16 protein-coding genes and 1 tRNA gene are annotated in these 23,051 nt (G+C 65.8%); 8 read left to right on the forward strand and 9 right to left on the reverse strand.

Annotated features, from left to right (window positions below):
* Positions 1-15: 15 nt before the first annotated feature.
* The 5 genes from metC to ABIB78_RS15240 all read left to right on the forward strand — a co-directional run bounded on the left by metC (position 16) and on the right by ABIB78_RS15240 (position 5,819).
* Positions 16-1,212, forward strand: coding sequence for a cystathionine beta-lyase (gene metC, locus ABIB78_RS15220; protein WP_429025743.1), 1,197 nt, complete (start codon positions 16-18; stop codon positions 1,210-1,212).
* A 284-nt stretch (positions 1,213-1,496) separates the two neighbouring features.
* On the forward strand, positions 1,497-2,300 hold the full coding sequence (gene cpaB, locus ABIB78_RS15225) for a Flp pilus assembly protein CpaB (protein ID WP_429025746.1): 804 nt from the start codon (positions 1,497-1,499) through the stop codon (positions 2,298-2,300).
* A gap of 13 nt (positions 2,301-2,313) precedes the next feature.
* Positions 2,314-3,783 (forward strand): type II and III secretion system protein family protein, encoded by a 1,470-nt coding sequence (locus ABIB78_RS15230; protein WP_429025749.1) that lies wholly within the window; start codon positions 2,314-2,316, stop codon positions 3,781-3,783.
* Positions 3,784-3,816: 33 nt separating this feature from the next.
* On the forward strand, positions 3,817-4,554 hold the full coding sequence (locus ABIB78_RS15235) for a CpaD family pilus assembly protein (RefSeq protein WP_429025752.1): 738 nt from the start codon (positions 3,817-3,819) through the stop codon (positions 4,552-4,554).
* The gene (locus tag ABIB78_RS15240; RefSeq protein ID WP_429025755.1) at positions 4,551-5,819 is read left to right on the forward strand and encodes an AAA family ATPase; all 1,269 of its coding nucleotides are present in this window, start codon (positions 4,551-4,553) and stop codon (positions 5,817-5,819) included. Before ABIB78_RS15235 ends, ABIB78_RS15240 begins: the two co-directional genes overlap by 4 nt.
* Positions 5,820-5,846: 27 nt before the next feature.
* On the opposite strand, the gene ABIB78_RS15245 is transcribed toward ABIB78_RS15240, so the two are convergent.
* Together ABIB78_RS15245 and ABIB78_RS15250 are read right to left on the reverse strand one after the other, a co-directional pair.
* Positions 5,847-6,671 carry a tetratricopeptide repeat protein gene (locus tag ABIB78_RS15245; protein ID WP_429025757.1) on the reverse strand — a complete coding sequence of 275 codons (825 nt, stop codon included), beginning with the start codon at positions 6,669-6,671 and terminating at the stop codon, positions 5,847-5,849.
* 139 nt (positions 6,672-6,810) lie between these two features.
* The gene (locus ABIB78_RS15250; RefSeq protein WP_429025760.1) at positions 6,811-7,056 is read right to left on the reverse strand and encodes a PilZ domain-containing protein; all 246 of its coding nucleotides are present in this window, start codon (positions 7,054-7,056) and stop codon (positions 6,811-6,813) included.
* 254 nt (positions 7,057-7,310) lie between these two features.
* On the opposite strand from ABIB78_RS15250, the gene ABIB78_RS15255 reads away from it, so the two are divergent.
* Positions 7,311-9,008 carry a Na/Pi cotransporter family protein gene (locus ABIB78_RS15255; RefSeq protein ID WP_429025762.1) on the forward strand — a complete coding sequence of 566 codons (1,698 nt, stop codon included), beginning with the start codon at positions 7,311-7,313 and terminating at the stop codon, positions 9,006-9,008.
* A 49-nt stretch (positions 9,009-9,057) separates the two neighbouring features.
* Here ABIB78_RS15255 and ABIB78_RS15260 read toward each other — a convergent pair whose 3' ends face one another.
* From ABIB78_RS15260 to ABIB78_RS15290, 7 genes are all read right to left on the reverse strand, one after another.
* Entirely contained in the window at positions 9,058-10,860 is a 1,803-nt protein-coding gene (locus ABIB78_RS15260; RefSeq protein ID WP_429025765.1) for a M23 family metallopeptidase, read from the reverse strand.
* A gap of 199 nt (positions 10,861-11,059) precedes the next feature.
* Complete coding sequence (locus ABIB78_RS15265; protein ID WP_429025766.1) at positions 11,060-11,398, reverse strand: lipid-A-disaccharide synthase N-terminal domain-containing protein; 339 nt, start codon at positions 11,396-11,398, stop codon at positions 11,060-11,062.
* Positions 11,398-12,141 carry a glycosyltransferase family 2 protein gene (locus ABIB78_RS15270; protein WP_429025769.1) on the reverse strand — a complete coding sequence of 248 codons (744 nt, stop codon included), beginning with the start codon at positions 12,139-12,141 and terminating at the stop codon, positions 11,398-11,400. Before ABIB78_RS15270 ends, ABIB78_RS15265 begins: the two co-directional genes overlap by 1 nt.
* Positions 12,142-12,207: 66 nt before the next feature.
* Entirely contained in the window at positions 12,208-13,053 is an 846-nt protein-coding gene (locus ABIB78_RS15275) for a phosphatase PAP2 family protein (protein ID WP_429025772.1), read from the reverse strand.
* Position 13,054: 1 nt separating this feature from the next.
* Complete coding sequence (locus tag ABIB78_RS15280; RefSeq protein ID WP_429025775.1) at positions 13,055-14,797, reverse strand: ArnT family glycosyltransferase; 1,743 nt, start codon at positions 14,795-14,797, stop codon at positions 13,055-13,057.
* 82 nt (positions 14,798-14,879) lie between these two features.
* Positions 14,880-17,078, reverse strand: a complete 2,199-nt coding sequence (gene pbpC / locus ABIB78_RS15285; protein ID WP_429025778.1) for a penicillin-binding protein 1C — start codon at positions 17,076-17,078, stop codon at positions 14,880-14,882.
* Positions 17,075-22,282, reverse strand: coding sequence for an alpha-2-macroglobulin family protein (locus tag ABIB78_RS15290; protein ID WP_429025781.1), 5,208 nt, complete (start codon positions 22,280-22,282; stop codon positions 17,075-17,077). Before ABIB78_RS15290 ends, pbpC begins: the two co-directional genes overlap by 4 nt.
* A gap of 289 nt (positions 22,283-22,571) precedes the next feature.
* Here ABIB78_RS15290 and ABIB78_RS15295 point away from each other — a divergent pair.
* Positions 22,572-22,648, forward strand: a tRNA-Arg gene (locus ABIB78_RS15295).
* 180 nt (positions 22,649-22,828) lie between these two features.
* Entirely contained in the window at positions 22,829-22,978 is a 150-nt protein-coding gene (locus ABIB78_RS15300) for a hypothetical protein (protein WP_429025783.1), read from the forward strand.
* Positions 22,979-23,051: the final 73 nt, after the last annotated feature.

Raw genomic sequence — 23,051 nt, forward strand, 5'->3', positions numbered from 1 at the left:
TAACGGCAGCGCCCCATGACCTCCTTCGACGGCTCCACACCCTCCCGCCCGCAGGACGCCGCGACCCGGCTGGTCACGGCCGGCCGCGACACCAAGGCCCAGAAGGGCTTCGTCAATCCGCCGGTATTTCACGGCTCCACCGTGCTCTATCCGACCGCGGAGGATCTTCACGCCCACCGCGCCGAATTTACCTATGGCCGCCACGGCAGCCCGACCACGCGGGCGCTGCAGGACGTGCTGATGGCGCTGGAAGGCCCCCAATGTGCCGGCATCGGCCTCGCCCCGTCGGGACTGGCCGCGATCAGCACCACGCTGCTCGCCGTACTGAAGACCGGTGATCACCTGCTGGTGTGCGATAACGCCTACCGGCCGACCCGCAACTTCTGCGACAACATGCTCAAGCGCTACGGCATCGAGACCAGCTATTTCGATCCGCTGATCGGTGCCGGCATCGAGACGCTGTTCAAGCCGAACACCCGCGCGGTGCTGCTCGAGGCGCCGGGTTCGCAATCCTTCGAGATGCCCGACATGCGCGCGATGTCGGCCGTGGCGCACGCCCGCGGCGCGCTGATGATCGACGACAACACCTGGGCTACGGCGCTCTATCACCGCTCGCTCGAACAGGGCGTCGACATCAGCATGCAGGCCGGCACCAAATATGTCGGCGGCCACTCCGACATCATGTTCGGCACCATAGCGGCGAATGCAAAGGCCTGGCCGCTGGTTCAGGAGGCGATCCGGCTGCTCGGCGTTTGCGCCGGCCCCGACGACGTCTATCTCGCCTTGCGCGGGCTTCGTACGCTGTCGGTGCGGCTCGCGCAGCACCACCGCTCCGGGATCGAGATCGCGCGCTGGCTTGCGGCGCGGCCCGAGGTCGCGCGCGTGCTGCACCCTGCCCTCGAAACCGATCCGGGGCACGCGATCTGGAAACGCGACTTCACCGGCGCCTCCGGCCTGTTCAGCATCGTGCTGAAGCCTGTGCCGCAGACCGCGGTCGATGCGATGCTGAACGCGCTCACGCTGTTCGGCATGGGCTTTTCCTGGGGCGGCTTCGAGAGCCTCGCCATCCCGTTCGACTGCAGCGATTATCGCACCGCGACCAAATGGTCGCCGGGCGGTCCGACCCTGCGGCTGCATATCGGGCTCGAGAACCTCGACGACCTCAAGGCCGATCTCGACCGCGGATTTGCGGCGTTGAACGCCGCGCTCTGATGGTCCGGCGCCGGCGGCACGTTAGACGGCATTAACCACGACCGACCTGCCATGAAGCTGCGTCGCGACCAACGTCGCATGCGTTGAGCACGCACGATCTCCGGGATTCTGCGGAGATACGACGGCGCCGATAACTCGCCGTTCACCATCCCCACCAATCCCTTAATTGTCCGGACCTTCCATCAAGTTCCCTTATACTTTTACGGCCGTAGTGATGCTCCCGGGAAGGGCTGTCAGTGCCGCGAGGACGTGACTGCCCGGCGCAAGGGCATTCAGACAATCGCATGAAGACGGCACGCATCGTGGTCCTCGGCATCGCCGGCGTCGCAGGCCTCGCGGCCATGTATCTGGCGAGCGTTGGCGATCGCAAACCGGCGCCGGTCGCGCCGCCCGTGGCGCAGTTGCCGACCGTCGAGGTGCTGGTAGCGAGGTCCGACATCGGGCTCGGTCAGTCGGTCAAGGCCGAAGACGTGCAATGGCAGCGCTGGCCGGTTGAAACCGCGAGCAGCGCGTTCATCCGCCACGACACGAATGCCGACGCCATGAACGACGTCATCGGCTCGATCGCACGCGCTCCCTTCATCGTCGGCGAACCGATCCGCGAGCAAAAACTGGTCAAGGCCAATGGAAGCGGCTTCATGGCCGCGATCCTGCCCTCCGGCATGCGCGCGATCTCCACGGAAATCTCGCCGGAGACCGCCGCCGGCGGCTTCATCCTGCCGAACGACCGCGTCGATGTAATCCTGTCGCGACGCGACAAGAATCCCGATCAGCTACAGGGTAGCCGCGACATCATCACCACCGAAATACTGCTGTCCAACGTCCGCGTGCTGGCGATCGACCAGGCGCCGAAAGAAAAGGACGGCAACAACTCCCTCGTCGGCAAGACCGTCACCCTCGAGCTCAAGCCCGAACAGGCCGAGACGCTCGCGCGCGCCCGGCAGAGCGGCACGCTGGCGCTGGCGCTGCGCAGCATCGCGGACGTCAACGAGAACATCGACGAGACCAGAGACCATGCCCCGAAGCGGGGAGAGAGCATCAAGGTGGTGCGTTTCGGCATCCCGAGCTCTCAGACGACACAGAAGTGATGGGGGCTTCGATATGACAACGGCTGCAAAACAACTGGCGACGCGGACCACACTGATCCGCTCGCTGTCATTCTCGGCGGTCACCGCCCTGATGCTGATCCCTGCCCTCGCCAGTGCAGCCGATCCCGACAAGAACGCGGACGTCGCGGTGACGAGCAGCATTGCCGCCAAGACGCGCTTCGTCTCGCTCGGCGTCGGCAAGTCGGTGGTGGTCGACCTGCCGCGCGAGGCCAAGGACGTTCTGGTCGCCGACCCCAAGATCGCCAACGCGGTGATCCGCTCGGCGCAGCGCGCCTATATCATCGGCGCGGCGGTCGGACAGACCAATGTGGTGTTCTTCGACGCCGACGGCAACCAGGTTGCCTCCTACGACATCGCAATCAAGCGCGACCTCAACGGGATGCGCGCCGCGCTCAAGCAGATGCTGCCGGGAGTCCAGATCGAGGGTGTCGGCGAGAGCGTGGTGCTGACCGGCACGGTGGCGAGCCCGGTCGAGGCACAACAGGCCGGGGACGTCGCCGCAAAACTGGTCGGCGGCGCCGACAAGGTCGTCAACTCCATCGTGGTGCGCGGCCGCGACCAGGTGATGCTGAAAGTCACCGTCGCCGAAGTGCGCCGGGATGTCGTCAAGCAGCTCGGCGTCGATCTCAGCGCCAACATGAACTACGGCACCGCCGCGGTGGTCTTCAACAACACCAACGCCTTCACCGCCAACAACGGACCGCTCGCCCCCGGCAACGTGCTGACCGGCGCGGCCCTGAACAAGCTCGGTGTGCCGACCGTCACCGCGACGCTGCGCGCGATGGAAAGCGCGGGCGTTGTGAAGACGCTGGCCGAACCCAACCTGACGGCGATCTCCGGCGAGTCCGCGACCTTTGTGTCAGGCGGCGAGTTTCCAATTCCGACCGGCGTCACCTGCCAAACGACAACGTCGGGCACGATCGGGAATTGCGTGCAGACCGTCAGCTTCAAGAAGTTCGGCATCTCGCTCAACTTCACCCCGGTGGTGCTGTCCGAGGGACGCATCAGCCTGAAGGTGATGACCGAGGTTTCCGAAGTCTCGATGGACAACGCGTTGACCGGCGGCCAGGGCGGCACGACGATTCCCTCGATCAAGACCCGCCGCGCCGACACCACGCTGGAAGTGCCCTCCGGCGGCTCGATCGCGATGGCGGGATTGATCCAGGAGCAAACCAAGCAGGCCGTCAACGGCATGCCGGGTGTCGATCAGATCCCGGTCCTCGGACAGTTGTTCCGGAGCCAGGACTTCGTCAACAACGAGACCGAGCTCATGGTGATCGTGACGCCCTATGTGGTGCGCGCCGTCGCGCAGAAGGAATTGTCGCGTCCCGATGACGGCTTTGCCCCGGCCTCCGATGCGCAGTCGGCGCTGCTGGCACGGGTCAATCGCATCTACGGCGTTGCCGCCCGTGCCGAGCCGATCGGCGCCACGCCGATCAATTTCGGCTTCATCATCGACTGAGGCACGGACCTGAAGGGGTTGGGGGATCCTATGATGACACGCAACACACAAGCCGGTCATGTGAAGACGCTGTCGCTGTTCGGCGCCCTCGTCAGCACCGCGATCGCGCTCGGCGGCTGCAATCTGACGGGCGATGTCGTCACCGGCACGGTGCCCGACGACTACCGGCAACGGCATCCGATCGCGGTCACCGAGGGTGAGCAGTCGATCGTCGTGTTCGTGGGCCGCGCCCGCGGCAATCTCACTGAAACGCAGCGCGACGACGTCATGGGGCTGGCCCGGACCTGGCGCCGCGAAGGCACCGGCGCGATCGCGATCGACGTACCGGCCGACACCTCGAACGCGCGCTCGGCGCAGGCGGTGTACCAGGAGATCCGCGGCGTGCTGGCGTCGATGGGCGTGCCCGCCCACGCCATCACCAGGCGCTCCTATCGCGTGGATGATCCGCGCGCGCTTCCGACCATTCGCCTCAGCTATCCGAAGATGGCTGCAGTCGCTGGCCCCTGCGGCTTGTGGCCGAGCGACCTTGGTCCCTCGATCTACAATCCGGGCTACAACGAGAACAAGCAGTACGACAATTTCGGCTGTGCCTCGCAGCGCAACCTTGCCGCGATGGTCGCCAATCCGTCCGACCTCGTACAGCCGCGGACCGAAACCGCAGCCTACACGCCGCGCCGTTCGGTCGCGTTTCAGAAATACAGCAAGGGTGAGTCGACCGCGACCACCTACCCCGAAGCCGATAGAGCCAAGCTGAGCGACGCCGCGAGATGACCGAACAACAAGACGAGCCGCAGCACGCCAACGACCACATCGCGCCGGCGCCACGGATTTCAGTGCAGGCCTTCTGCGCCAGCGCTGCGACCGCCACGACGGCGCGCGCCGCGGCCGAAGACCGCCGGCTCGCCAAGGCTCACCTCTCCGTCCATATGGGCGGCATCGCTGCGGCAATCGACGCCTATCACAAGGCGCCGACACCCAACGTCATCATGCTGGAGAGCGAGCCGGACATTGATTTGCTCGCCGGTCTCGACGAGCTCGCCACGGTCTGCGATCCCGGCACCCGCGTCGTCGTGCTCGGCACGCCCGGCGAGACTGCACCGTATCGCGAATTGGTCCGGCGCGGTGTCAACGACTATGTCATCGGGCCGGTCAAGGTGCTCGACATCGTGCGCTCGATCTGCGGCCTGTTCTCGTCCTCGGAAGCGGTCTCTGTGGGCCGCCTGATCGCGGTTGCGGGCGCCAAGGGCGGTGTCGGCGCCTCGACCATCGCCCACAATGTCGCCTGGACCATCGCGCGCGACCTCGGACTGGATTCGGTCGTCGTCGATCTCGACCTCGCCTTCGGCACCGCCGGCCTCGACTACAACCAGGACCCGGTCCAGGGTATCGCCAACGCAGTGTATGCGCCCGAGCGTCCGGACAGCGCCTTCATGGAGCGCCTGCTCGCAAGATGCGGCGATCATCTCAGCCTGCTGGCGGCCCCGGCCACCCTCGATCAGGTCTACGATTTCGGCGCCGAAGCGTTCGATGCCATCTTCGATACGATGCGCATGACCACATCCTGCATCGTGCTTGACGTTCCCCATCAATGGACCGCCTGGACCAAGCGCGTGCTGGTCGGCGCCGACGATATCCTGATCGTCGCCGAGCCAGACCTCGCCAACATGCGCAACACCAAGAACATGCTGAACATGCTGAAGACCGCGCGTCCCAACGACCGGCCGCCGCTGTACTGCCTGAACCAGGTCGGCATGCCGAAGCGCCCCGAGATCGAGGTCAAGGAGTTCGCCAAGAGCATCGAGAGCCAGCCGATCGCCGCCATTCCGTTCGATTGCCGGCTGTTCGGTGAAGCCGCCAACAATGGTCAGATGATCGCGGAAGTCTCCGCGCGTCACCGCACCACAAGGACCTTCCTGCAGATCGCGCAACGCCTGACCGGCCGCCCCGATCTCGCGGAGGCGCGGGAGTCGTTCCTGTCGCCGATCCTCAAGAAGTTGCAGTCGCGCCGGAACGATGGGCGTCGGGCCGCCGGCTAGCTTTCCCGACGTTCGCTTAAAAGCACACTAGTCGTGGCGGCTGGCCGCGACCGGGATTTTGTCCGCATCGGTCCGGCTGGCATCCCTGCGCGCCAATAGCCGCTTCAGCGCGGCGACATTGGCTGAGCCCTGCTCCGGCGGCAAATCGGCCTTCATGATGGTTTCGGCCTCGGACTGACGGCCCTGCAGGCCGACCACGACGGCGAGATTGGTTCGCACCCGCATGTCGTCGGGCGCGCGCTCCCGGGCGCGGCGCAGCGTCTCCTCGGCCTTCGGCAGGTCCTTCGACAGCAGATAGGACAGGCCGAGATTGGAGAGCACTGACGGATCGTCGGGCACGATCTTCAGCGCGCTCGCATAATACTGCCGGGCCTCGTCGTGACGGTCGAGCTGATCGAGTACGGCACCCTGCACCGACAGGATGCGCCAGTCTGGATCTTCCGGGCTGTGGGCGCGCCCAAGCACGTCGAATGCCTGCTGGAAATTGCCGTTGTCGGCGAGCGCCCGTCCGTAGCCCGCGAGCAGTGCCTTGTTGCTGGGTTGCCCCAGCACGGCCTGCTCCATCACAGCGACGGCCTGCGCCCGCTGGCCGGTGGCGCGCAGCGCCCGGGCGTATTTCAGGGCGGCGTCGGTGTCTTTTGGATTGGCGCGGACGCGCTCGTGGTAGGTAGCGATGTCGCGCCGGGGATCGGCCGGAGCCGGCGTCGACTCTGCCGTATCGCCCAACGACCCCGTGATGTCGGATGGCCCCGAGGTCTGACAGGCGGACAACCCGATCAGCAGAATCGCAGCAGATACCGTGCCGGCGAGATGGCGCGCGCGGCCCGGAGCTCGGGTTGGTTTCTCAGACATCAAGGAGACTCGGAACAGCGAAGGTTCCGGGATGCTCACAGCTTAACCCTAAGTTCCGGTTAAGGATGCCATCACGTCGCCGTCATCCGGCCCAAAAGCGGTTCTAGGCGCGTCACGGCGAGCCATCTTGGTAGCCGGATCAGTCGACGAACTGGGCGCCGAACTCGTGCCCGATTTGCCAGGCCAGCCGGCAATGACGCGGACTTCCGGTCGAGAGAATGATGGTGAATTCCGGCGGAATCTCCAGATACTCGGCGATCACCTTGACACCGCCGGCCGAAATATCGGTGATCATGCAATCGCGCGGCAACGAACCCGTGCCCAACTGAATTTTAGCGACGCTCCGGCACGCGCGGCGTTCGCTCTTGCGGCGATTCATAAACATTCTGATCCCCAAGCCTTTCTGTCGTTCCTACCGTCATAGCTGGGAAAGATTGGGAACTGCCTAGCGGAACCAATCGCAATTGATCGGAAGCGTTGGAGATTCATTTACCGGGCGCGTCTTGCCCCGGCCGTCGTCTTTCGTCGTAGCTCATTTCCCGCCAAGCCGGTTCCAATGGGAACAAAAAGGGTTGCTATCAGATCGTTTGGCGATAGCGTGAGCCCTTCGACTCGAATTTGCCGGGATACCCAGGAAGTATGGGAAGCCTAGTTCTGCTTGATCTGATGGGGGGCGTCGCCCTGCTGCTGTGGGGCCTGCACATGGTCCACAGCGGGATTCTGCGTGCCTTTGGGCCTGATCTGCGGCTGTTGCTGGCGAGGGCGCTGAACAACCGGTTCACCGCCCTTGGCGCCGGCCTCGGTCTGACCGCCCTGCTCCAGAGCTCGACCGCGACCGCCCTGATCACCAGTTCCTTTGCCGCCGAGGAGATCGTCAGCCTGGTGCCGGCGCTCGCGATCATGCTCGGCGCCAATATCGGCACCACGCTGATCGTGCAGGTGCTGTCGTTCAACGTTGCAGCCGTGGCGCCGGTGCTGTTCATCACAGGCCTCGTCGCATTCCGCAACGGACCGCGCTCGCGGATCAAGGATCTCGGCCGCGTCTCGATCGGCCTTGGCCTGATGCTGCTCGCGCTGCACATCCTGCTCGACACGATGGCGCCGGCCGAGAATGCCCCGGGCGTGCGCGTGTTCCTGGGCGCGATCACCGGCGATCCCGTGCTCTGCATCCTGATCGGCGCCGTCGTCACCTGGCTGATCCATTCCAGCGTCGCCAGCGTGCTGCTGGTGATGTCGCTGGCCTATTCGCAGTTCATCTCTCCTCATGCCGCGTTCGCGCTCGTGCTCGGCGCCAACCTCGGCAGCGCCATCAATCCATTGCTGGAAGGCGCGCGGCGCGACAATCCGGCGAGCTACAGGCTGCCGGTCGGCAACATCGTCAACCGCGTCGTGGGCATCCTGCTGGTGGCGCCGTTCCTGCGCCCGATCACCGAGACCATCTACGCCTGGCAGCCCGATCTCGCCAAGGCGACCGCGCTGTTCCACATTGCCTTCAACGTTGCGACTGCGCTGCTGTTTATCGGCGTGCTCGACCACATGGCGCGGCTGCTCGAGCGTCTGCTGCCCAAGCGTGCGCAGGAGACCGATCCGTCACGGCCGCGCTATCTCGACGAGAGCGCGCTGGAAACGCCGTCGCTCGCGCTGGCCGATGCCGCGCGCGAGGTGCTGCATATGGGCGACCACACCGAGGCGATGCTGCGCAAGGTGATGACGGCGATGCTGACCAACGATCGTGCCCTGGTCGACCAGGTGTCGAAGATGGACAACACCGTCGACCGGCTGAACGAGGCGATCAAGCTTTACGTCACGAAACTCACCCGCGGCAGCCTGGATGAGCGCGAGGGCCAGCGTGCCATGGAGATCGTCGCGTTCGCGATCAATCTCGAGCACATCGGCGACATCGTCGACAAGAATCTGAGCGAGCTCGCGACCAAGAAGATCAAGCACCGCCTGCAATTTTCTGCCGAAGGCGCCGAAGAGCTGTCGGCGTTCCACAAGCGCACGATCGACTCGCTGCGGATCGCGTTCGGCGTGTTCATGTCGGGCGACGCCAACGAGGCGCGCAAGCTGCTCACCGAGAAGGCGGCGCTGCGCGCGGCTGAATTGGCCGCCGTCGAACGCCATCTGGAGCGCCTGCGCGAAGGCAGGCCCGAGACCATCGAGACGACGTCGCTGCATCTCGACGTGCTGCGCGACCTTCGCCGCATCCATTCGCACATCTGCTCGGTCGCCTATCCCGTGCTCGATGCCGCCGGCGAGACCGCCGCCGATCGCGAGAGCACCATGGAGACGACAGACGTTGCGGCGCCCGTGCCTTCGAGCTCTCCGGGCTCCTGACCCCGGCAAGGCCCTCCGCGGCGACATGGCGCGATGCGACCTGCGCTCGCTATGTCGGCGGCCGATGTTCGGAGCCGAAACGCCGCTGTGGAAGCGCGGAGACGGCAGCGAGTTGGTTGATGCTGTCACGCTGGCGATCGAAGGCCCCAAGCAGATCCCCTTGCAGCAGCCGGCCACCTGACAGCTTCATCCGAAGCGGATCGACGTTGCGGCCGTTGATCCGCACCTCGTAATAGAGATGCGGTCCGGTCGAGAGCCCGGTCGATCCGACAAAGGCGATCGTCTCGCCCTGGCGAACGCGGTCTCCGATCTTCAGCCCGGACGGGAAGCTCGCGACATGGGCATAGGTCGTCTCATAGCCGCGGTCGTGACGCACGCGGATATATTTCCCGTACCCGCGTTCGTACCCTTCGATCTCGACAACGCCAGCGCCCGCGGCCGCTACGGGCGAGCCATAGGGCGCTGCATAATCGACGCCCTCATGGAAGCGGCGGTCGCCGAGGATCGGATGAATGCGCCAACCAAACCCGTCGCCGAGGCGCCCGCTTATGACCGGCTTGCGCAACAGAAACTTGGTGATGGACCGGCCACCCTCATCATAGAAATCGGAGCTGCCATCGTCCGGCGCCGCGAAGCGATAGTATCGGCGCGTCTGCCCGCCCGCCGTCAAGTCAATGAAGACCAGCTCCGGCTGGCTAATTTCGTTGGGCGCATAGATGATCTCAGCCACATCGGCGTCGCCGAGAGGCTCGTCGAGGTGGAAATCGCGTCCACAAAGCCGCATGAGCTCTGCAACGATCCCCTCGTCGACGTGATTGGAACGTGCAAGCGCGTTAAGTCCATCCCGTAGCGTTTCGCCGGGGACGGAGTGTGTGTCGACCGACTCACGCAGCAAACTCTCGCTCCGCACGGCAATATCAGGCTGTTCCGGCACGATCGCCTGGTATTGGCCGCTATCGGCACGACCGACGGCGGCCACGCTGGAGTCTGCCCGTTCGATCGACACTCTGGCGACATGGCCGCGTGACGAACCGATGTCTCCGTTCTGTTCGATGATCGTGATTTTCTCGCCACCAGACAGCGTCTCTTGACCGCCTGGCGTCGGGAAAGCGGCAAGGATCGCCGGCGCATCCTCCGCAGCCGCGGCCAACGCCCGCAGAATGGCGGACAGCGTGTCCCCGCTCCTGGCGATGACGACATGTCGATGGTGACGAGAGGACGGAGGAGACTTCGGAAGGTTGGTGACATTGACGGCCTCACCGATCGGCAAAGGCGGATGCGGCACCTCTTCTTCATCGGTAGCATAGGCGCTGGTGCCACCCGGCAGCCCGCGGCGTGACGGACCCGCCCGTATGATGGCTGGCAACTCCGGCAGCGAACTCACTCGCTGCTCGTCCTTACCGTCTCGCGATGCTTCGCGGAGATAGTCCTGCTGTGGCTCTGGATCGATCTCCGCGAGCCGCGCTGATACGCGGGTAAATCGACGGACCGAACCGGCGTCGCTCAGTTGCTCAATCTTGAGCGCAGAGGGATTGCCGTGCGAGCCGCCCCTCCGATCCAGACGGTCGCCGCGCCGCGCCTCGTCAACCACTTGTCCCGTGAATCGCGGAATCGAAACGACCGGCGAGACTGCGAATCGCGTGTGATAGCCGAATGCTCCGCGAAGCGCACCGCCAAGGAGAGCGACCGCTGCGGCGCCAATCAGAACCGTCCCCGCCATCCAGCGGATACTGATTGCTCGCCGGTCCGGCAGCTCGCGCTCGGCGGTCAGCGGCGGCTCGTCAAGCGACGGGACTTCACGGCCGCTCGATGGATAACCACCCGCTTTCGTCGCTTCGCCACGGCTGGTCATCAACGCCCCTCATCCCTTGGGGCACGGTCTCGGGATGCCGCCACGCCCACGGCAAACCGTAGATGCCATACGCCTTGGGGCGATTGTTTGACCGTCGTTCAGATTCCGTCGCAATCGATGCCGCGCTGAGCCCGATGCCGGGATCGGTCGAGATTCCCGAGGCCCGGAATACCGCTCGCCGCACTGACGACGGTGAGGATCAGCTGTCGAGCGTCTTCGACGCGCGTCCGCGGTTCTTCACGATCAGCATGATGTTGCGGATGTAGATCAGCGTGGCGAGGCCCTGCCCGATGATGATGACTGGCTCGCGCTTGGCGAGGCCGTAGATCAGCGTCATCAGACCGCCGCCCATCGAGAAGAACCAGAACGCCATCGGCACCACGCTCTGGCCGGCGCGTTCGCTGGAAATCCACTGCACCAGGAAGCGCGCGGTGAAGAACAATTGCGCGATCAGGCCGAACGCCAGCCAGAAGTCGAACTTGGCTATGAACACGTCGTAGAGATAGGCGCTCAACGCCTGGCCGTACTGAATCAGCATTACTTCACCTCGGTGACGACCGGCGTTGGCTTCTTGCGGCGGATCAGCCACCACACGCCGGCGAGATCCATGATCCCGATCCAGAGCCGGTCGAAGAATCCATAATTCGACACGCCGGAGTGGCGCGGGCGGTCAACGACGTCGACATAGGCAATCGCCAGCCCCTCGCGGCGAACCAGCGCTGGAAGGAATCGATGCAGCCCGTCGAAATAGGGCATCGCCAAAAACACCTCGCGCGGAAACGCCTTCAAGCCGCACCCGGTGTCGCGGGTGCCGTCGCGCAGGATGATGCCACGCACCGCATTGGCGATGCGCGACTGCAGCTTCTTGAAACCGGTGTCCTTGCGCCCCACGCGCTGGCCTGCGGCGAGGCCGACGCGTCCATTGCCGCTCTCGATCGCGGCGATCAGGTCCGGCAGGAAGGCCGGATTGTTCTGGCCGTCACCATCGAGCGTCGCCACGATCGTACCGCGCGCCACGCGCACGCCGCTGCGTACGGCCGCCGACTGCCCCGAGGAGACGGCGTGGCGAAGTTGCCGGAGATTCGGCCGCTGCGCCATGATCGCGCTCAGCCTTTCGCCCGTGGCATCCGTCGAGCCATCATTGACGTAGACGATCTCGTAGGCCCAGCGTCCGTCGAGTGCAGCCGCGATCTCGGCGACCAGCGGCGCGATATTATCCGCCTCGTTGCGCACAGGCACGACGATGGAAACGGCGACCGGCGTCTGGTCGGAAGCAGGCAAATCGGCACTCGTGGTTGGCGTTGAAGCGGCTGGAACCCGCCCGATCCGGCCATCGGGCGACCGCTTTTATGGGGCGAAGGCGCTCCTCGCAACCCTTTTGAGGCGCCCTTCCGACGGTCCCGACAACGCCATCACGGTGCCATCGCGATCAATGGCGAAACCAAGGCGGCGGGCGGCGAACCAGTAACGCACGATCATTGCGCCGATCACGCCGACCAGCGCGCCGGCCACCACGTCGCTCGGATGGTGGGCCAGCAGCACGAGCCGCGTTGCGGCGATGACCAGCGCATAGACCAGCATCGCGATCCGCGCCCGCGGCCACACCGTCGATACGGCGAAGGCCAATGCGAACGACGTGATCGCATGTCCCGACGGAAAGCTCGCATAGGCCTCGGTGCCGGCGAAGTGCTGGAAGTTGAACGCATTGGCCTTGCCGCCCACAAATGGCCGCCCACGGCCGACGATCCACTTGATCAGTTCACCGACAGCGACCGAGAACACGACCGACAGGAACAGGTATTGCAGCCTCGTTCCGAGGCCGAGCAAGGTGGCGCGCGGCACGCCGCGCAGCGCAGGTGCAGCCAACGCGACCACAATCAGCAACAGGCCAAGTGCGCACAGCACATACTCGTCCTTGCCGAAATCAGTGAGCATCTTCACCCACCACAGGCTCGGCGTGCCGCGTGGCGGCATCACGCTGATCTCGGTAACGTCGAACGCGTACATCAGCGTGATAATCACGGCGCCGACGATGACGACGAGCAAAAGCATGTGGCGCGCGGAGCGGCGCGCCGCTTCGGCCCGGCGCGAATGCGACGGCGACCGCACGAGCTGGGCAAAGGACAGCCAGACCAGCGTCAGCAATCGTCCGAAATAGTTGGCGGATTCCGCGGTGGCTGGCGGTGCCGACATGTCATTCCGTTCCTTCGGAACGGAAGATCGCGATCGAGATCGCCTTGCCCTGCGAGATGTTGTAGCCCTCGACCCGCACCGGCGCGTTGTAGCGCAGGCCGATCGCCTCGGCGCGCTGCACGAAGGCACGTTCCGAGCGCTGTTCGACCAGCGCAAAGCGGCAGGAGCCCTGCCCCAGGAAATCGGCAGCGCCCGATCCGTCGGTGAGCAGCGTCGAGGTATCGGTCATGAACACCAGGCTCGGCTCGTGGAAGCCGGCAGCGGCCGCCTTCGGACCGACACAGGTCACGTTGCGCAATGCGCGCGCGACCTCCTGGCTCGGAAACACGGTGGTGAGCCGCGGCAGCACCACGCCATAGGTGCCGCTGGCCATCAGCGCCGCGGCGATCACCGCATTGAGCAGCGAGCGCTCGGCGCGGCTGTCCTCGAACATCCACCACGCGATCAGGCCGAACACCATCGCCACGGCGAACAACGGCCAGGCCGGAAACACCGGCTGATGGATCGCCTTGATGGCGCCGACGATCACAAGGACTGCGCCGAACGCGGGGATAGCGAACCACCAAGCGGCGCCGCGCACCAGCCAGGAGCGCGACAGCATGCGCCGCTCCAGCACGCCCACGGTCAGGATCGCAATCGCCGGATAGAGAGGCAGCACATAATGCGGCAGCTTGGTCAGCACGGCCTCGAACACGATCCAGGACGGGATCAGCCAAGCCAGCAGGAACTGCGCGCCGGGTTCGCGCCGCGCACGCCATATCGCCGGCGCCGCCATGCCGGCGAGCGGTGCGCCGGGCCAGAATGTGATCCAGAACAGCAGCAGATAGAGCCCGGGCGGCGCGCCGTGGGATTCCTGGGCTCCGAGCTTGCTCAGCATGTCGCCGCCGACCGAGTCGGCAAAAAACGTGTCGCCGGCACGCAGGAAGATCAGCACGAACCACGGTAGCACCAGCACCAGGGTCCACATCAGGCCCCAGACCGGGCGCATGCGCCAGAACCAAGCCGCCGATCGATCGAGAATCGCAAGCCCCGCTATTGCGAGGCCGACGAACATCAGGATCAGCGGCCCCTTGAGCAGGATGCCGACCGCCAGCGCGGTCCAAAAGATCGCTGGTGGCCACCACGACGGGTGCGCCGGGTCCTCGCCGCGCTGCCAGGACAGATAGACCCGCGCCATCGCGCCCATCGCCGCGACCACGGTCAGCAGCAACATCGCGTCGGTCTTGGCGAGCCGCGCCTCGACCCCGAGCAGCACGCAGCTTGCCATCATCAAGGCGGCCAGCACCGCCCCCTGTCGCGTCACGAATGCAAGCGCCGTCCAATAGGTCAGCAAAACGGCGCCGATGGCGCCGATCAGGGACGGCAGGCGGTAGACCCAGATGCGGACCTGGGCCCGCGGCACCCCGAGCGCGGAGATCGTCTTCAGCGCCGCCGCCTGCATCCAGTAGATGCCGACCGGTTTCTTGTAGCGAACGTCGTCCTGAAAGCGGATGTCGACGAAGTCGCCGCTCTCGACCATCTGCTTGGTCGCCTGGGCAAATCGCACCTCGTCGCGGTCGATCGGCGGGATGGCGAAGAAGCCCGGCAGGAACAACACCAGGCAGGTCAGCGTCAGGAACAGGATCGAACGCCATTGGCTGGCCGTTGCGAATTCGAACGCCATGAACAGCCTGCGGCTCGAATGCGCAGGCTTTACAGACTGTTGCCCTGCTCCGAAGCGCCGGGGTTGGAGGCTATCCACCATGGGTTTCGCATACGATGAAACCGCAGCGCAAACAACTGTGCTGTTCCGCTTTCCAACCGCGCCGCTCCGCTTTCTCGTGCGATCATTGCACGCGGATCACAACGGTATCCGCAGCCCCCGTGGCGTCGATCACGGTGAGCCGTGCGAAGCCCGGCCCGGGCGGGTCGATCAGGCGCTGGCGCCGGCTGTCGATGTCCCCGGCTGAGACACCATTCACGAGCACCGTCAGCGGCAGTACCCCGCCGGCGACCTTGACCGGCATCGCCGCGTTGCGGCCGCCCTCGGATTGATCGACATCGATGCGTGAGCCGTTCAGCGGAAACTGGATGTGCGGGGCCTGGTCGTTGCCGGTGCGGATCAGTTCGCCGAGCGGCCGGAACCGGCGCAGCGGCGGCGGCAGTTTTGCGTTGGAGGCGACCAGCACGCCGCGCGGCGGCTTCGACAATGCCGCGGGGATTTTGCCGGTGCGCGCAAAGGCGTCGAACAGGATGGGCGCCGCGGCCGTGCGGCCGACCAGACCCGGCACCGGCGCGCCGTCCGGACGGCCGACCCAGACCCCGATCGTGATGCGGCCGTCGAAGCCGACCGACCAGGCATCGCGATAGCCGTAGCTGGTGCCGGTCTTGAACGCGATCCTGCTGTGCACGCCGTTCTCCGGCGGCGGCGTGCCGAGCAGGACATTGCCGACCTGCCAGGCCGCGGCCTGATCCATCAGCCGCATCGTGTCGCGGCCGTCATTCGCCTGCACGATCTCGCGCAGCGGTTTTGTCGCACCGAGCCGCGCCAATCCGGAATAGAGCTGGGCGAGATCCTGCAGCGTGATGCCGACGCCGCCGAGCCCCATCGCAAGGCCCGGCGCCTCGTCCTTCGGCAGCACGAGATTGGTGCCGGCCTGCTTCAGCCGCGACGACAGCCTGCTCGCGCCGACCCGGTCGAGCAGCGCGATCGCCGGCACGTTCAGCGACAATTGCAGCGCCTTGCGAATCGGCACCGTGCCCTGGAACGTCATGTCGAAGTTTTCCGGCGCGTAGGAACCGAAGCGGATCGGCCGATCCTCGATCAGACTGTCGGGATGGACAAAGCCATCCTCGAAGGCGAGGCCGTAGATGAACGGCTTCAGCGTCGAGCCCGGCGAGCGCACTGCGCGCGTCATGTCGACCTGCCCGGCGCGCCGGTCGTCGAAATAGTCCGCCGAGCCGACGCGCGCGAGCACGTCGCCCGTCTCATTGTCGACCACGACGATAGCGACCGAGACGTCAGGCCCCTGCGCAACGGCGCGGTCGCGTGCCAGCGCCTCCAGGTTCCGTTGCAGCGTGGCATCGAGCGTCAGCTTGATGACGGGCGCATCCTTCATCGTCGCGATCGCCTGATCGGACGAATGCGGCGCCAGGATCGGGATCTGCTTGCGCATCTTCGGCACCGCCGCAGCCCTCGCCTGCGCGGCGTCTTCCTTCGACACCACGGCATCCTCGACCATGCGATCGAGCACGCGATCGCGTGCGGCATGGGCGGCTTCGGGGTACCGGTCAAGCCGCCGCCGCTCCGGCGACTGCGGCAGCGCCACCAGCAGCGCGGCTTCTGCGAGCGAGAGCCGCTTCGGCTCCTTGCCGAAATAGGCGATCGAGGCGGCGCGTACGCCCTCGAGATTGCCGCCGAAAGGCGCCAGCGCGAGATAGAGATCGAGGATCTGGTCCTTCGAGAGCTGTTGCTCCAGTTCAACCGCGCGCACCATCTGCCGCAGCTTCGCGTAGACCGAGCGCTGGTGGCGCGGCTCGATCAGCCGCGCCAGCTGCATCGTGATCGTCGAACCGCCCGACACGATATGGCCGCTTGTGAGCAGCTGGAATCCGGCCCGCGACAGCGCCAGCGGATCGACGCCGTGATGCTCGTAGAAGCGCTTGTCCTCATAGGCGAACAGGAGCTTCAGATAGCCGGGATCGACTAATGTCTTCGCGTCGACCGGCAGCCGCCAGCGTCCATCCGCCATCGCGTAGGCGCGCAACAGTTTTCCATTTCGATCGACGACCGTGGTCGAGACCTGCTCGGCCTTGTCGAGCGGCAGTGGCCCGAGCGAGACGACCCAGGCGGCGAACGCGCCGGTGATCGCAACGAATAAGCCGACCACGCAAACTGCGAACCGCAGAATGCGCCGCTTGCTACTCGCGTCACGGTCGGGCTTGACCCGGCCATCCGCGACTTTCGCTCCGCTTGGCGAGCCTGTCGATCCCCGGGTCAAGCCCGGGGATGACGAAGAGAGTTCTGGGCGCACATCTTCACTCATTTCGCCGGCTTCACCTCGACTGAGCCGGTGCCGCTGCGGCCGTAGCGCGAGGGATTGTACATGTCCTCGACATAGGCCTGCGGCAGCACGTACTTGCCCGGCGACACCGCGCGCACGACATAGGCGACCGTGAACACCGACTTGTCGTTGGCGCCGCGATCGATTGCCGCCGTGAAGCGGTCGTCGCGGAACTCGGCGTTCTTCGGCTCGACACCATCCTCGATCCACTCCAGCGTGCCGGAATCGCCTGACGACACCAGGTTCGGGTTGTCGATCTCGAGCCCGGCCGGCAGATAGTCGGCGACCATGATGTGACCGAATTCCGGCTTGGCTTCCGTGACTTTCAGGACAACCGCGAAGCGGTCATTCTGTTTTGCCTTGGTGACGTCGGCCGGCTTGCCGTCGAGCGTGAAATAGTTGCGCTCGATCTTGAAGCCGTTGGAGGCCGCCGGCTCCGGCGTCACCGGCGAGCCCGACACCGAAATCACCGCCTGCACCGGCGCATCGCCGGTATTGGTGATCTTGAGCGGCTGGCCCGTCATCTCCTCGGCCTTGTAGCTGCGATAGACCGCTGTCTTGACCGGCTGGCCGTTGATGTCGAGCGCCAGCGTCTCCTTGGCGAGCGCGCGCGCCGCCAGCACCATCCACGCATTCTCCTGCGTCGAGGTGTAGGGCGACAGCCCTCGCGCCGCTTCCACCCGTAGCACCGCCTGCGTCAGCGTCGTGCGCGGCGCATTGCCCTCGCCCGCGAGCGAGACCAGCGCAGCAGCGTCGCGCAGTGACGAACCGTAATCGACCCGGCCGAACTCGATCACCGGCTTGGGGTTCAGCGCATCGAGCGCGGCGCCATAGACGCGCTCGGCCCTCGCCTTGTCGCCGACCAGCGCCAGCGCCGCGGCCAGCTGCGCCTTGGAGATCGGCGTCGCCAGATTGTTCAGCTTGGTGTCGGCGAGATAGCGCAAGTCACCGATCGGCGCCGCGCCGTTGCGCGCGAGCACGTAGAGGCCGTAGGCCAGATCGCGGCCGCCGTCCTTCTCCGGCTCGTTGGCATTCACCACCGAATTCCTGACGCGGTCGAGTGCGTTCTTGAACAGCACGTCCGGCACCGCAAATCCCTTTTCCCGGGCCCGGGTCAGGAAGTCGGTGACGTAGGCGTCGAGCCAGGCGTCGTCGCCGCCCGCCGACCACAGGCCGAACGAACCATTTGAGCCTTGTCGCGCCAGGAGCCGCTCGATCGCATCGCGGATGCGCTGGTCGACCGCGGTGTCCATCGCGAGATGGGCGCCGGCGGCGAGATCGTTGACATAGAGCAGCGGCAATGCGCGGCTGGTGATCTGCTCGGAGCAGCCATAGGGGTAGCGATCGAGCGCCTTCAGGATGCTCGCCGCATCGAGCGCGGTCGACAGGCTCGCCGAGATCGAGACGCTGCCGGTGCCCGGGACGAGATCGGAGAACATGTCCGAGGTCAGCGTCAGGCTCTCGCCCTTCGCCAGCGTGCGGATCGAGCGGCGCGCCAGCACTTGCGTCGCGGGCTTGACGTCGAGCGGATAGTGCCGCTCCAGCGTCAGCCCGTTCGGCCCTGAAATGTCGACGTCGAAGTCGGCTCGCCCGGCGCCGCCGGCCTCCAGACCAAGCGACAGCGAGGTGCGCTGCTTGGCGGCGAGCTTCACGGTCGTGGTCGGGTTGCCCGAGGCCTTGATCGGGCCGCTCGCCTTGACGATGACGGCATAATCGCCGGCCGCACCTTCGACATTGTCGATATCCATGCTGATCGTGCCCTTGTCACCGGTCAGCAGGAAACGTGGCAACGTCGCCGTCACCACCACGGGATCGCGCACGATCACATCAACATTGGCACGGCCGACCTTGGTTGCACTCCACGCCACCGCCATCACCCGCGCGGTGCCGGCGAATTCGGGGATGTCGAAGCTCACTTCGGCGGAGCCGTCGGGGCCGACCGTGACGATGCCGGAATAGAGCGCCAGCGGCTTCTGTGTGGGCGGCGAGCCCTGCAACTCGGCACCGGCGGCATCGCCGCCGCTCCTGATCTGGCCGCGTGTCCCCTGCATACCGTCGATCAGCTGGCCGTAGAGGTCGCGGATCTCTGCGGTCAGGCGGCGCTGGCCGAGATAGTAGTCGTCCGGCGCCGGCGGCTTGTAGTTGGTCAGGTTGAGAATGCCGACATCGACCGCGGCCAGCACCACCTCGGCGTCCTCGCCGGGGTTGAGCCCGCCGAGCTTGACCGGGATCTTCAGCGTCGAGCCGGGCCGCACCAATGCGGGCGGCGAAAGCTCGACGGCAAGCGTGCGCGCCTTCTTGTCGATGCCGAACCATTTCAGCCCGATCGCGCGGCCGGGCATGCGCCCGGCGGCGGCATCAAGCGGCCGGCGCAGCGTCGCCATCACATAGGCGCCGGTGCCCCAGTCCTTGCCGACCGGGAGCTTGACCTGCTGGGTGCCCTCCTTGACGTCGACGCTTTGGGTCGTCAGCAGGCGGTCGCCGAGCACATAGACCGTGAGCTTGCCTGATGTGCGCGCGTTGACCGACACTGTCATGGTGTCGCCGGATTGATATTCCGGCTTGTCGATCGAGGTTTCGAGCAGGTCGGGCGTATCGGCACTGCCGTCCGAATACCAGCCGACGTCGAACTGCACTGAGGTCACGGGACCGTCGGCGTCGGTCGATTTCACGTCGAGCCGGTAGCGGCCGGGCGGCGGCTGGAAGCTCAGGCGCATCGGCTTGGCGGCCGCGAGGTTGACGTCGCCATCGGCAACGCGGCGGGTCGACTTGACCGGCTCATACTGCCAGGACGAGTTCTGCCGGTACCACTGGTAACGCGACTCCAGCTTCAACAGCTCGTAGCGCAGCCCGCTGCGCGGCAGCTGCTTGCCGTCGGGAGCGACGAACACGACGTCGAACTCAGCCTTGTCGCCCTCGGCCACGCTCTTGTCGCCGAACAGCGGCTTGACGCCGATCAGCGAGGCCGCCGGCGCCACCGGCAGCACGATCTTGCGCTCGACCGAACGGCCGCCGGTCTCCGCCATGCGGATGAATATCTGGGCCTCCTGCGGCCGGGTCGAGGCCGGGACCTTGTCAAGTTTCACCGGGAAGGTCGCCGCGCCATTGGCATCGGCCTCCGGCAGGTCCTCGATCGGGGTCCGCTCGTTGCTTGCGGTCTGCTCGTCGTCGACGCCGAACTGGTAGCCGGCATAGCCAGGCCGGCCGCCCGCCGCCGGCGCGACCAGCATGTCGCCTTCGAGCTGCAGGCCCGAGGCCGGCGCGCCATAGAGGAAACGGCCGCTGACCTGAAGTTCCACTGGAACTTCAGCGTTGATCATCTTCTCCTTGCTGGTCAGATCGAATTCGATCCGCTCGGGGATGTAATCCTCGACCATGAAGGTGGTCTCGCCGACCGCCGGACCCTTGGGGTCGGTGAAGACGCGGGCCCGCCAGGTACCCGTCGGCACCGCGGAGTTCAGCGCTACCGCCAGCATGCGGCCGCCGGCGCCCTGGTCGGGCAGCACGGTGCGGCGGAATTCGACGCCGTCGGGGCGCTCGATCACCATGGTCAGCGGCGTCCCGGTCAGGGCATTGCCTTGCCCGTCACGCAGCAGCGCGGTCAAATAGACTGTCTCGTTGGAGCGGTAGACGCCACGCTCGGCGTAGACGAAGGCGTCCGCGCCGGCCGGGATCGCCCGGCCCGCGACGCCACGGTCGGTGAGGTCGAAGGCGTTGCTCTTCAGGCTCAGGAAGGCGTAGTCGGCCTTCTCGCTTGCGACCGTAAGCAGAGCCGGCGACAGCCCGCCCTCGCCGCGCGCCAACCCTTGCTCGAACAGCACGTGGCCGGCCGCATCGGTGTTGCGGGTGGCGAGAATCTCGTTGTTACGGGCGACCAGCTTTACTTCGGCGTTGGCGACCGGTTCGGTCGAAGCCAGCGAATTGACGAAGACGTGGATACCGTCATTGCCGGAGAAGGCCGACAGCCCCATGTCCGAGACGATGAACCATTGCGTCGCCAGCGTGCCATCGTCATCGCTGCCCGGCCCCTTGGCTGCGGCGGTCATGACGTAGACACCGGGCTGCAAATCGCCCAGCGCCTGGTCGACCGGAAACGCGGTGACGACGTCCTGGTTCAGCGTGGTCGCGGTCGCAAGCTCACCGGACCACACCTTGACGCCGCGCTGGCCGCCGAGGTCGGAGAGCTGGTAGCGGCTCAGCGTGCTCTGGAAGTCGCTATCGATCACCGTGTTGATCAGGTTGCGGTCGCCGATCCGGAAGACGTCGACGGTGACCGCCGGCGTGTTGACGCTGACCACCGGGATACCGCGCTGTCCGGTCCGCGGCAGCACATAGGCGCGCCCCGTAAACCGCACGAACGGCTTGCGGTCGCGGACATAGATGTTGAACTCGGCCGATTTCGGCAGGGTCTCCTTGACCGTCGATGGCAGGCCGGCGCGCAGATTGATGTTGTAGCGCTCGCCGTGCTTCAGCCCGTCGACGCAGAGTTGCTGGCCCTCCGCCGACAATGCCGGCTTGTCGGTGCCGGCCTGCGCCAGGAACGGCGCGAAGTCGACGCGCTTGGCCAGCTCCTCGGAGAACTGGAAGCAGGCCCGCGGCGAGGCCGAATCGGAATCGACGGTATAATCGAGCAGCCGGAAGCCATGCTCATCGCGCATCTTCTCATACTGGCCCCGGACATCGGCCACCTCGCGCATGTCGAGCGACAGCCGCAACGCGTCCAGCGCCGGACGCCACAGCTTGCGCTCCGCGAGAGCCTTGCCCAGCACGGCCAGCCCGTCGGCCTCCTCGCCCGGATTGCCGGCACGCTGGTAGGCGATGTAGGCCGCGGTGGAGGCGCGCTCCATCAGGAATGTTTGCTCGCTGGAGCTGGCCGACCGAATCTGGAAGACGGTCTTGGCGAGCCGCAGCCAGTTGGCACTGTCCTCCGGCGTGGTCGCCGCGATCTGGCCGAGGATCTGCAGGCCGCCGCGGAAATCATTGCGCTTGAAAGCGGCGTCCGCATCCGTGCGCAAGGTCGCGGCCGATTTGTTGACCGCGCCGGCCTCGCTCTTGATCTGGGCCTCCAGCTTGATCGCGGAATCGGCGAGATCGTCACGCTTGAAGGCCTTGTCCGCGGCCTGGGCGTTCACGAGCCCGAGCGCCAGCGTGGCGCAGATCGCGGCGGCACGAATCAATCCGATCATGATGGAGCTCCTGAACGCCCCGCGGTCGAGCGCCGCATTGGGGCTAAAAAATGCGCGAAAAGGTGACGGAGTGAAGGCGTTGACATGAACGCACGAAAACGTCGCAGATCGCATTGCCGACATTCCTTCGACCAGCCCCGGCGGCAGCATCGTGCCGGCTCGGCAGGCTGGACAGGCCACCGCAGGGCGGGACCCCTGCTCGCCTTTGTCGTCCGGCCCCAGAAATCGGTTCGGACGGACTTGGCGGAAGGGCGGATTTTTCATATTGCGGGTGCTACAAGGCGGCCACGGTCCCGTAGCTCAACTGGATAGAGTAGCGGATTTCTACTCCGCGGGTTGCAGGTTCGAATCCTGCCGGGATCGCCACTCCATTCCTCCTTCAATGAAACCATTTTCCGCGCGCCGCGAAGCCAGCCGGAAACAAACCCGGCGTAGCGTCCCATCATTGGACCAAGGGGATTCGGTCATGTGGGATTTCATCAACGAATTGTATCGGGATTTTTGCCTGGCTCGCCTGCAGGAGATGCGGAAGCTGGAGCATCACGGTTGACCGGGCGGATCGTGAACAACGATCAGCCCTTGGCCGGCGCCATCCTGACCGCGATCGTGATCGCGGCAGTGGTCTGGGCGACAATTGGACCTCCGCCCGGGCACAAGAAGATCGGCAACCAACACCAGTCGATCGCCAGACGCTAGGGCCCGTATGACTACGGTGGCTTCGAACCTTTGAGCCGGGCTTGCAGACAGACCATGACTGGGATTGCGGCCC

It is taken from the genome of Bradyrhizobium sp. I1.14.4 (genome assembly GCF_050435825.1).
Taxonomy (GTDB): Bacteria; Pseudomonadota; Alphaproteobacteria; order Rhizobiales; family Xanthobacteraceae; genus Bradyrhizobium.

What these genes read in the sequence shown, in the direction of transcription:
- metC (WP_429025743.1), top strand. Translation starts at nt 16, where the DNA reads ATGACCTCCTTCGACGGCTCCACACCCTCCCGCCCGCAGGACGCCGCG.
- ABIB78_RS15260 (WP_429025765.1), bottom strand. Translation starts at nt 10,860, where the DNA reads ATGACCAGCCGTGGCGAAGCGACGAAAGCGGGTGGTTATCCATCGAGC.
- ABIB78_RS15280 (WP_429025775.1), bottom strand. Translation starts at nt 14,797, where the DNA reads ATGGTGGATAGCCTCCAACCCCGGCGCTTCGGAGCAGGGCAACAGTCT.
- ABIB78_RS15255 (WP_429025762.1), top strand. Translation starts at nt 7,311, where the DNA reads ATGGGAAGCCTAGTTCTGCTTGATCTGATGGGGGGCGTCGCCCTGCTG.
- pbpC (WP_429025778.1), bottom strand. Translation starts at nt 17,078, where the DNA reads ATGAGTGAAGATGTGCGCCCAGAACTCTCTTCGTCATCCCCGGGCTTG.
- ABIB78_RS15265 (WP_429025766.1), bottom strand. Translation starts at nt 11,398, where the DNA reads ATGCTGATTCAGTACGGCCAGGCGTTGAGCGCCTATCTCTACGACGTG.
- ABIB78_RS15240 (WP_429025755.1), top strand. Translation starts at nt 4,551, where the DNA reads ATGACCGAACAACAAGACGAGCCGCAGCACGCCAACGACCACATCGCG.
- ABIB78_RS15245 (WP_429025757.1), bottom strand. Translation starts at nt 6,671, where the DNA reads ATGTCTGAGAAACCAACCCGAGCTCCGGGCCGCGCGCGCCATCTCGCC.
- ABIB78_RS15290 (WP_429025781.1), bottom strand. Translation starts at nt 22,282, where the DNA reads ATGATCGGATTGATTCGTGCCGCCGCGATCTGCGCCACGCTGGCGCTC.
- ABIB78_RS15250 (WP_429025760.1), bottom strand. Translation starts at nt 7,056, where the DNA reads ATGTTTATGAATCGCCGCAAGAGCGAACGCCGCGCGTGCCGGAGCGTC.
- ABIB78_RS15235 (WP_429025752.1), top strand. Translation starts at nt 3,817, where the DNA reads ATGACACGCAACACACAAGCCGGTCATGTGAAGACGCTGTCGCTGTTC.
- cpaB (WP_429025746.1), top strand. Translation starts at nt 1,497, where the DNA reads ATGAAGACGGCACGCATCGTGGTCCTCGGCATCGCCGGCGTCGCAGGC.
- ABIB78_RS15275 (WP_429025772.1), bottom strand. Translation starts at nt 13,053, where the DNA reads ATGTCGGCACCGCCAGCCACCGCGGAATCCGCCAACTATTTCGGACGA.
- ABIB78_RS15230 (WP_429025749.1), top strand. Translation starts at nt 2,314, where the DNA reads ATGACAACGGCTGCAAAACAACTGGCGACGCGGACCACACTGATCCGC.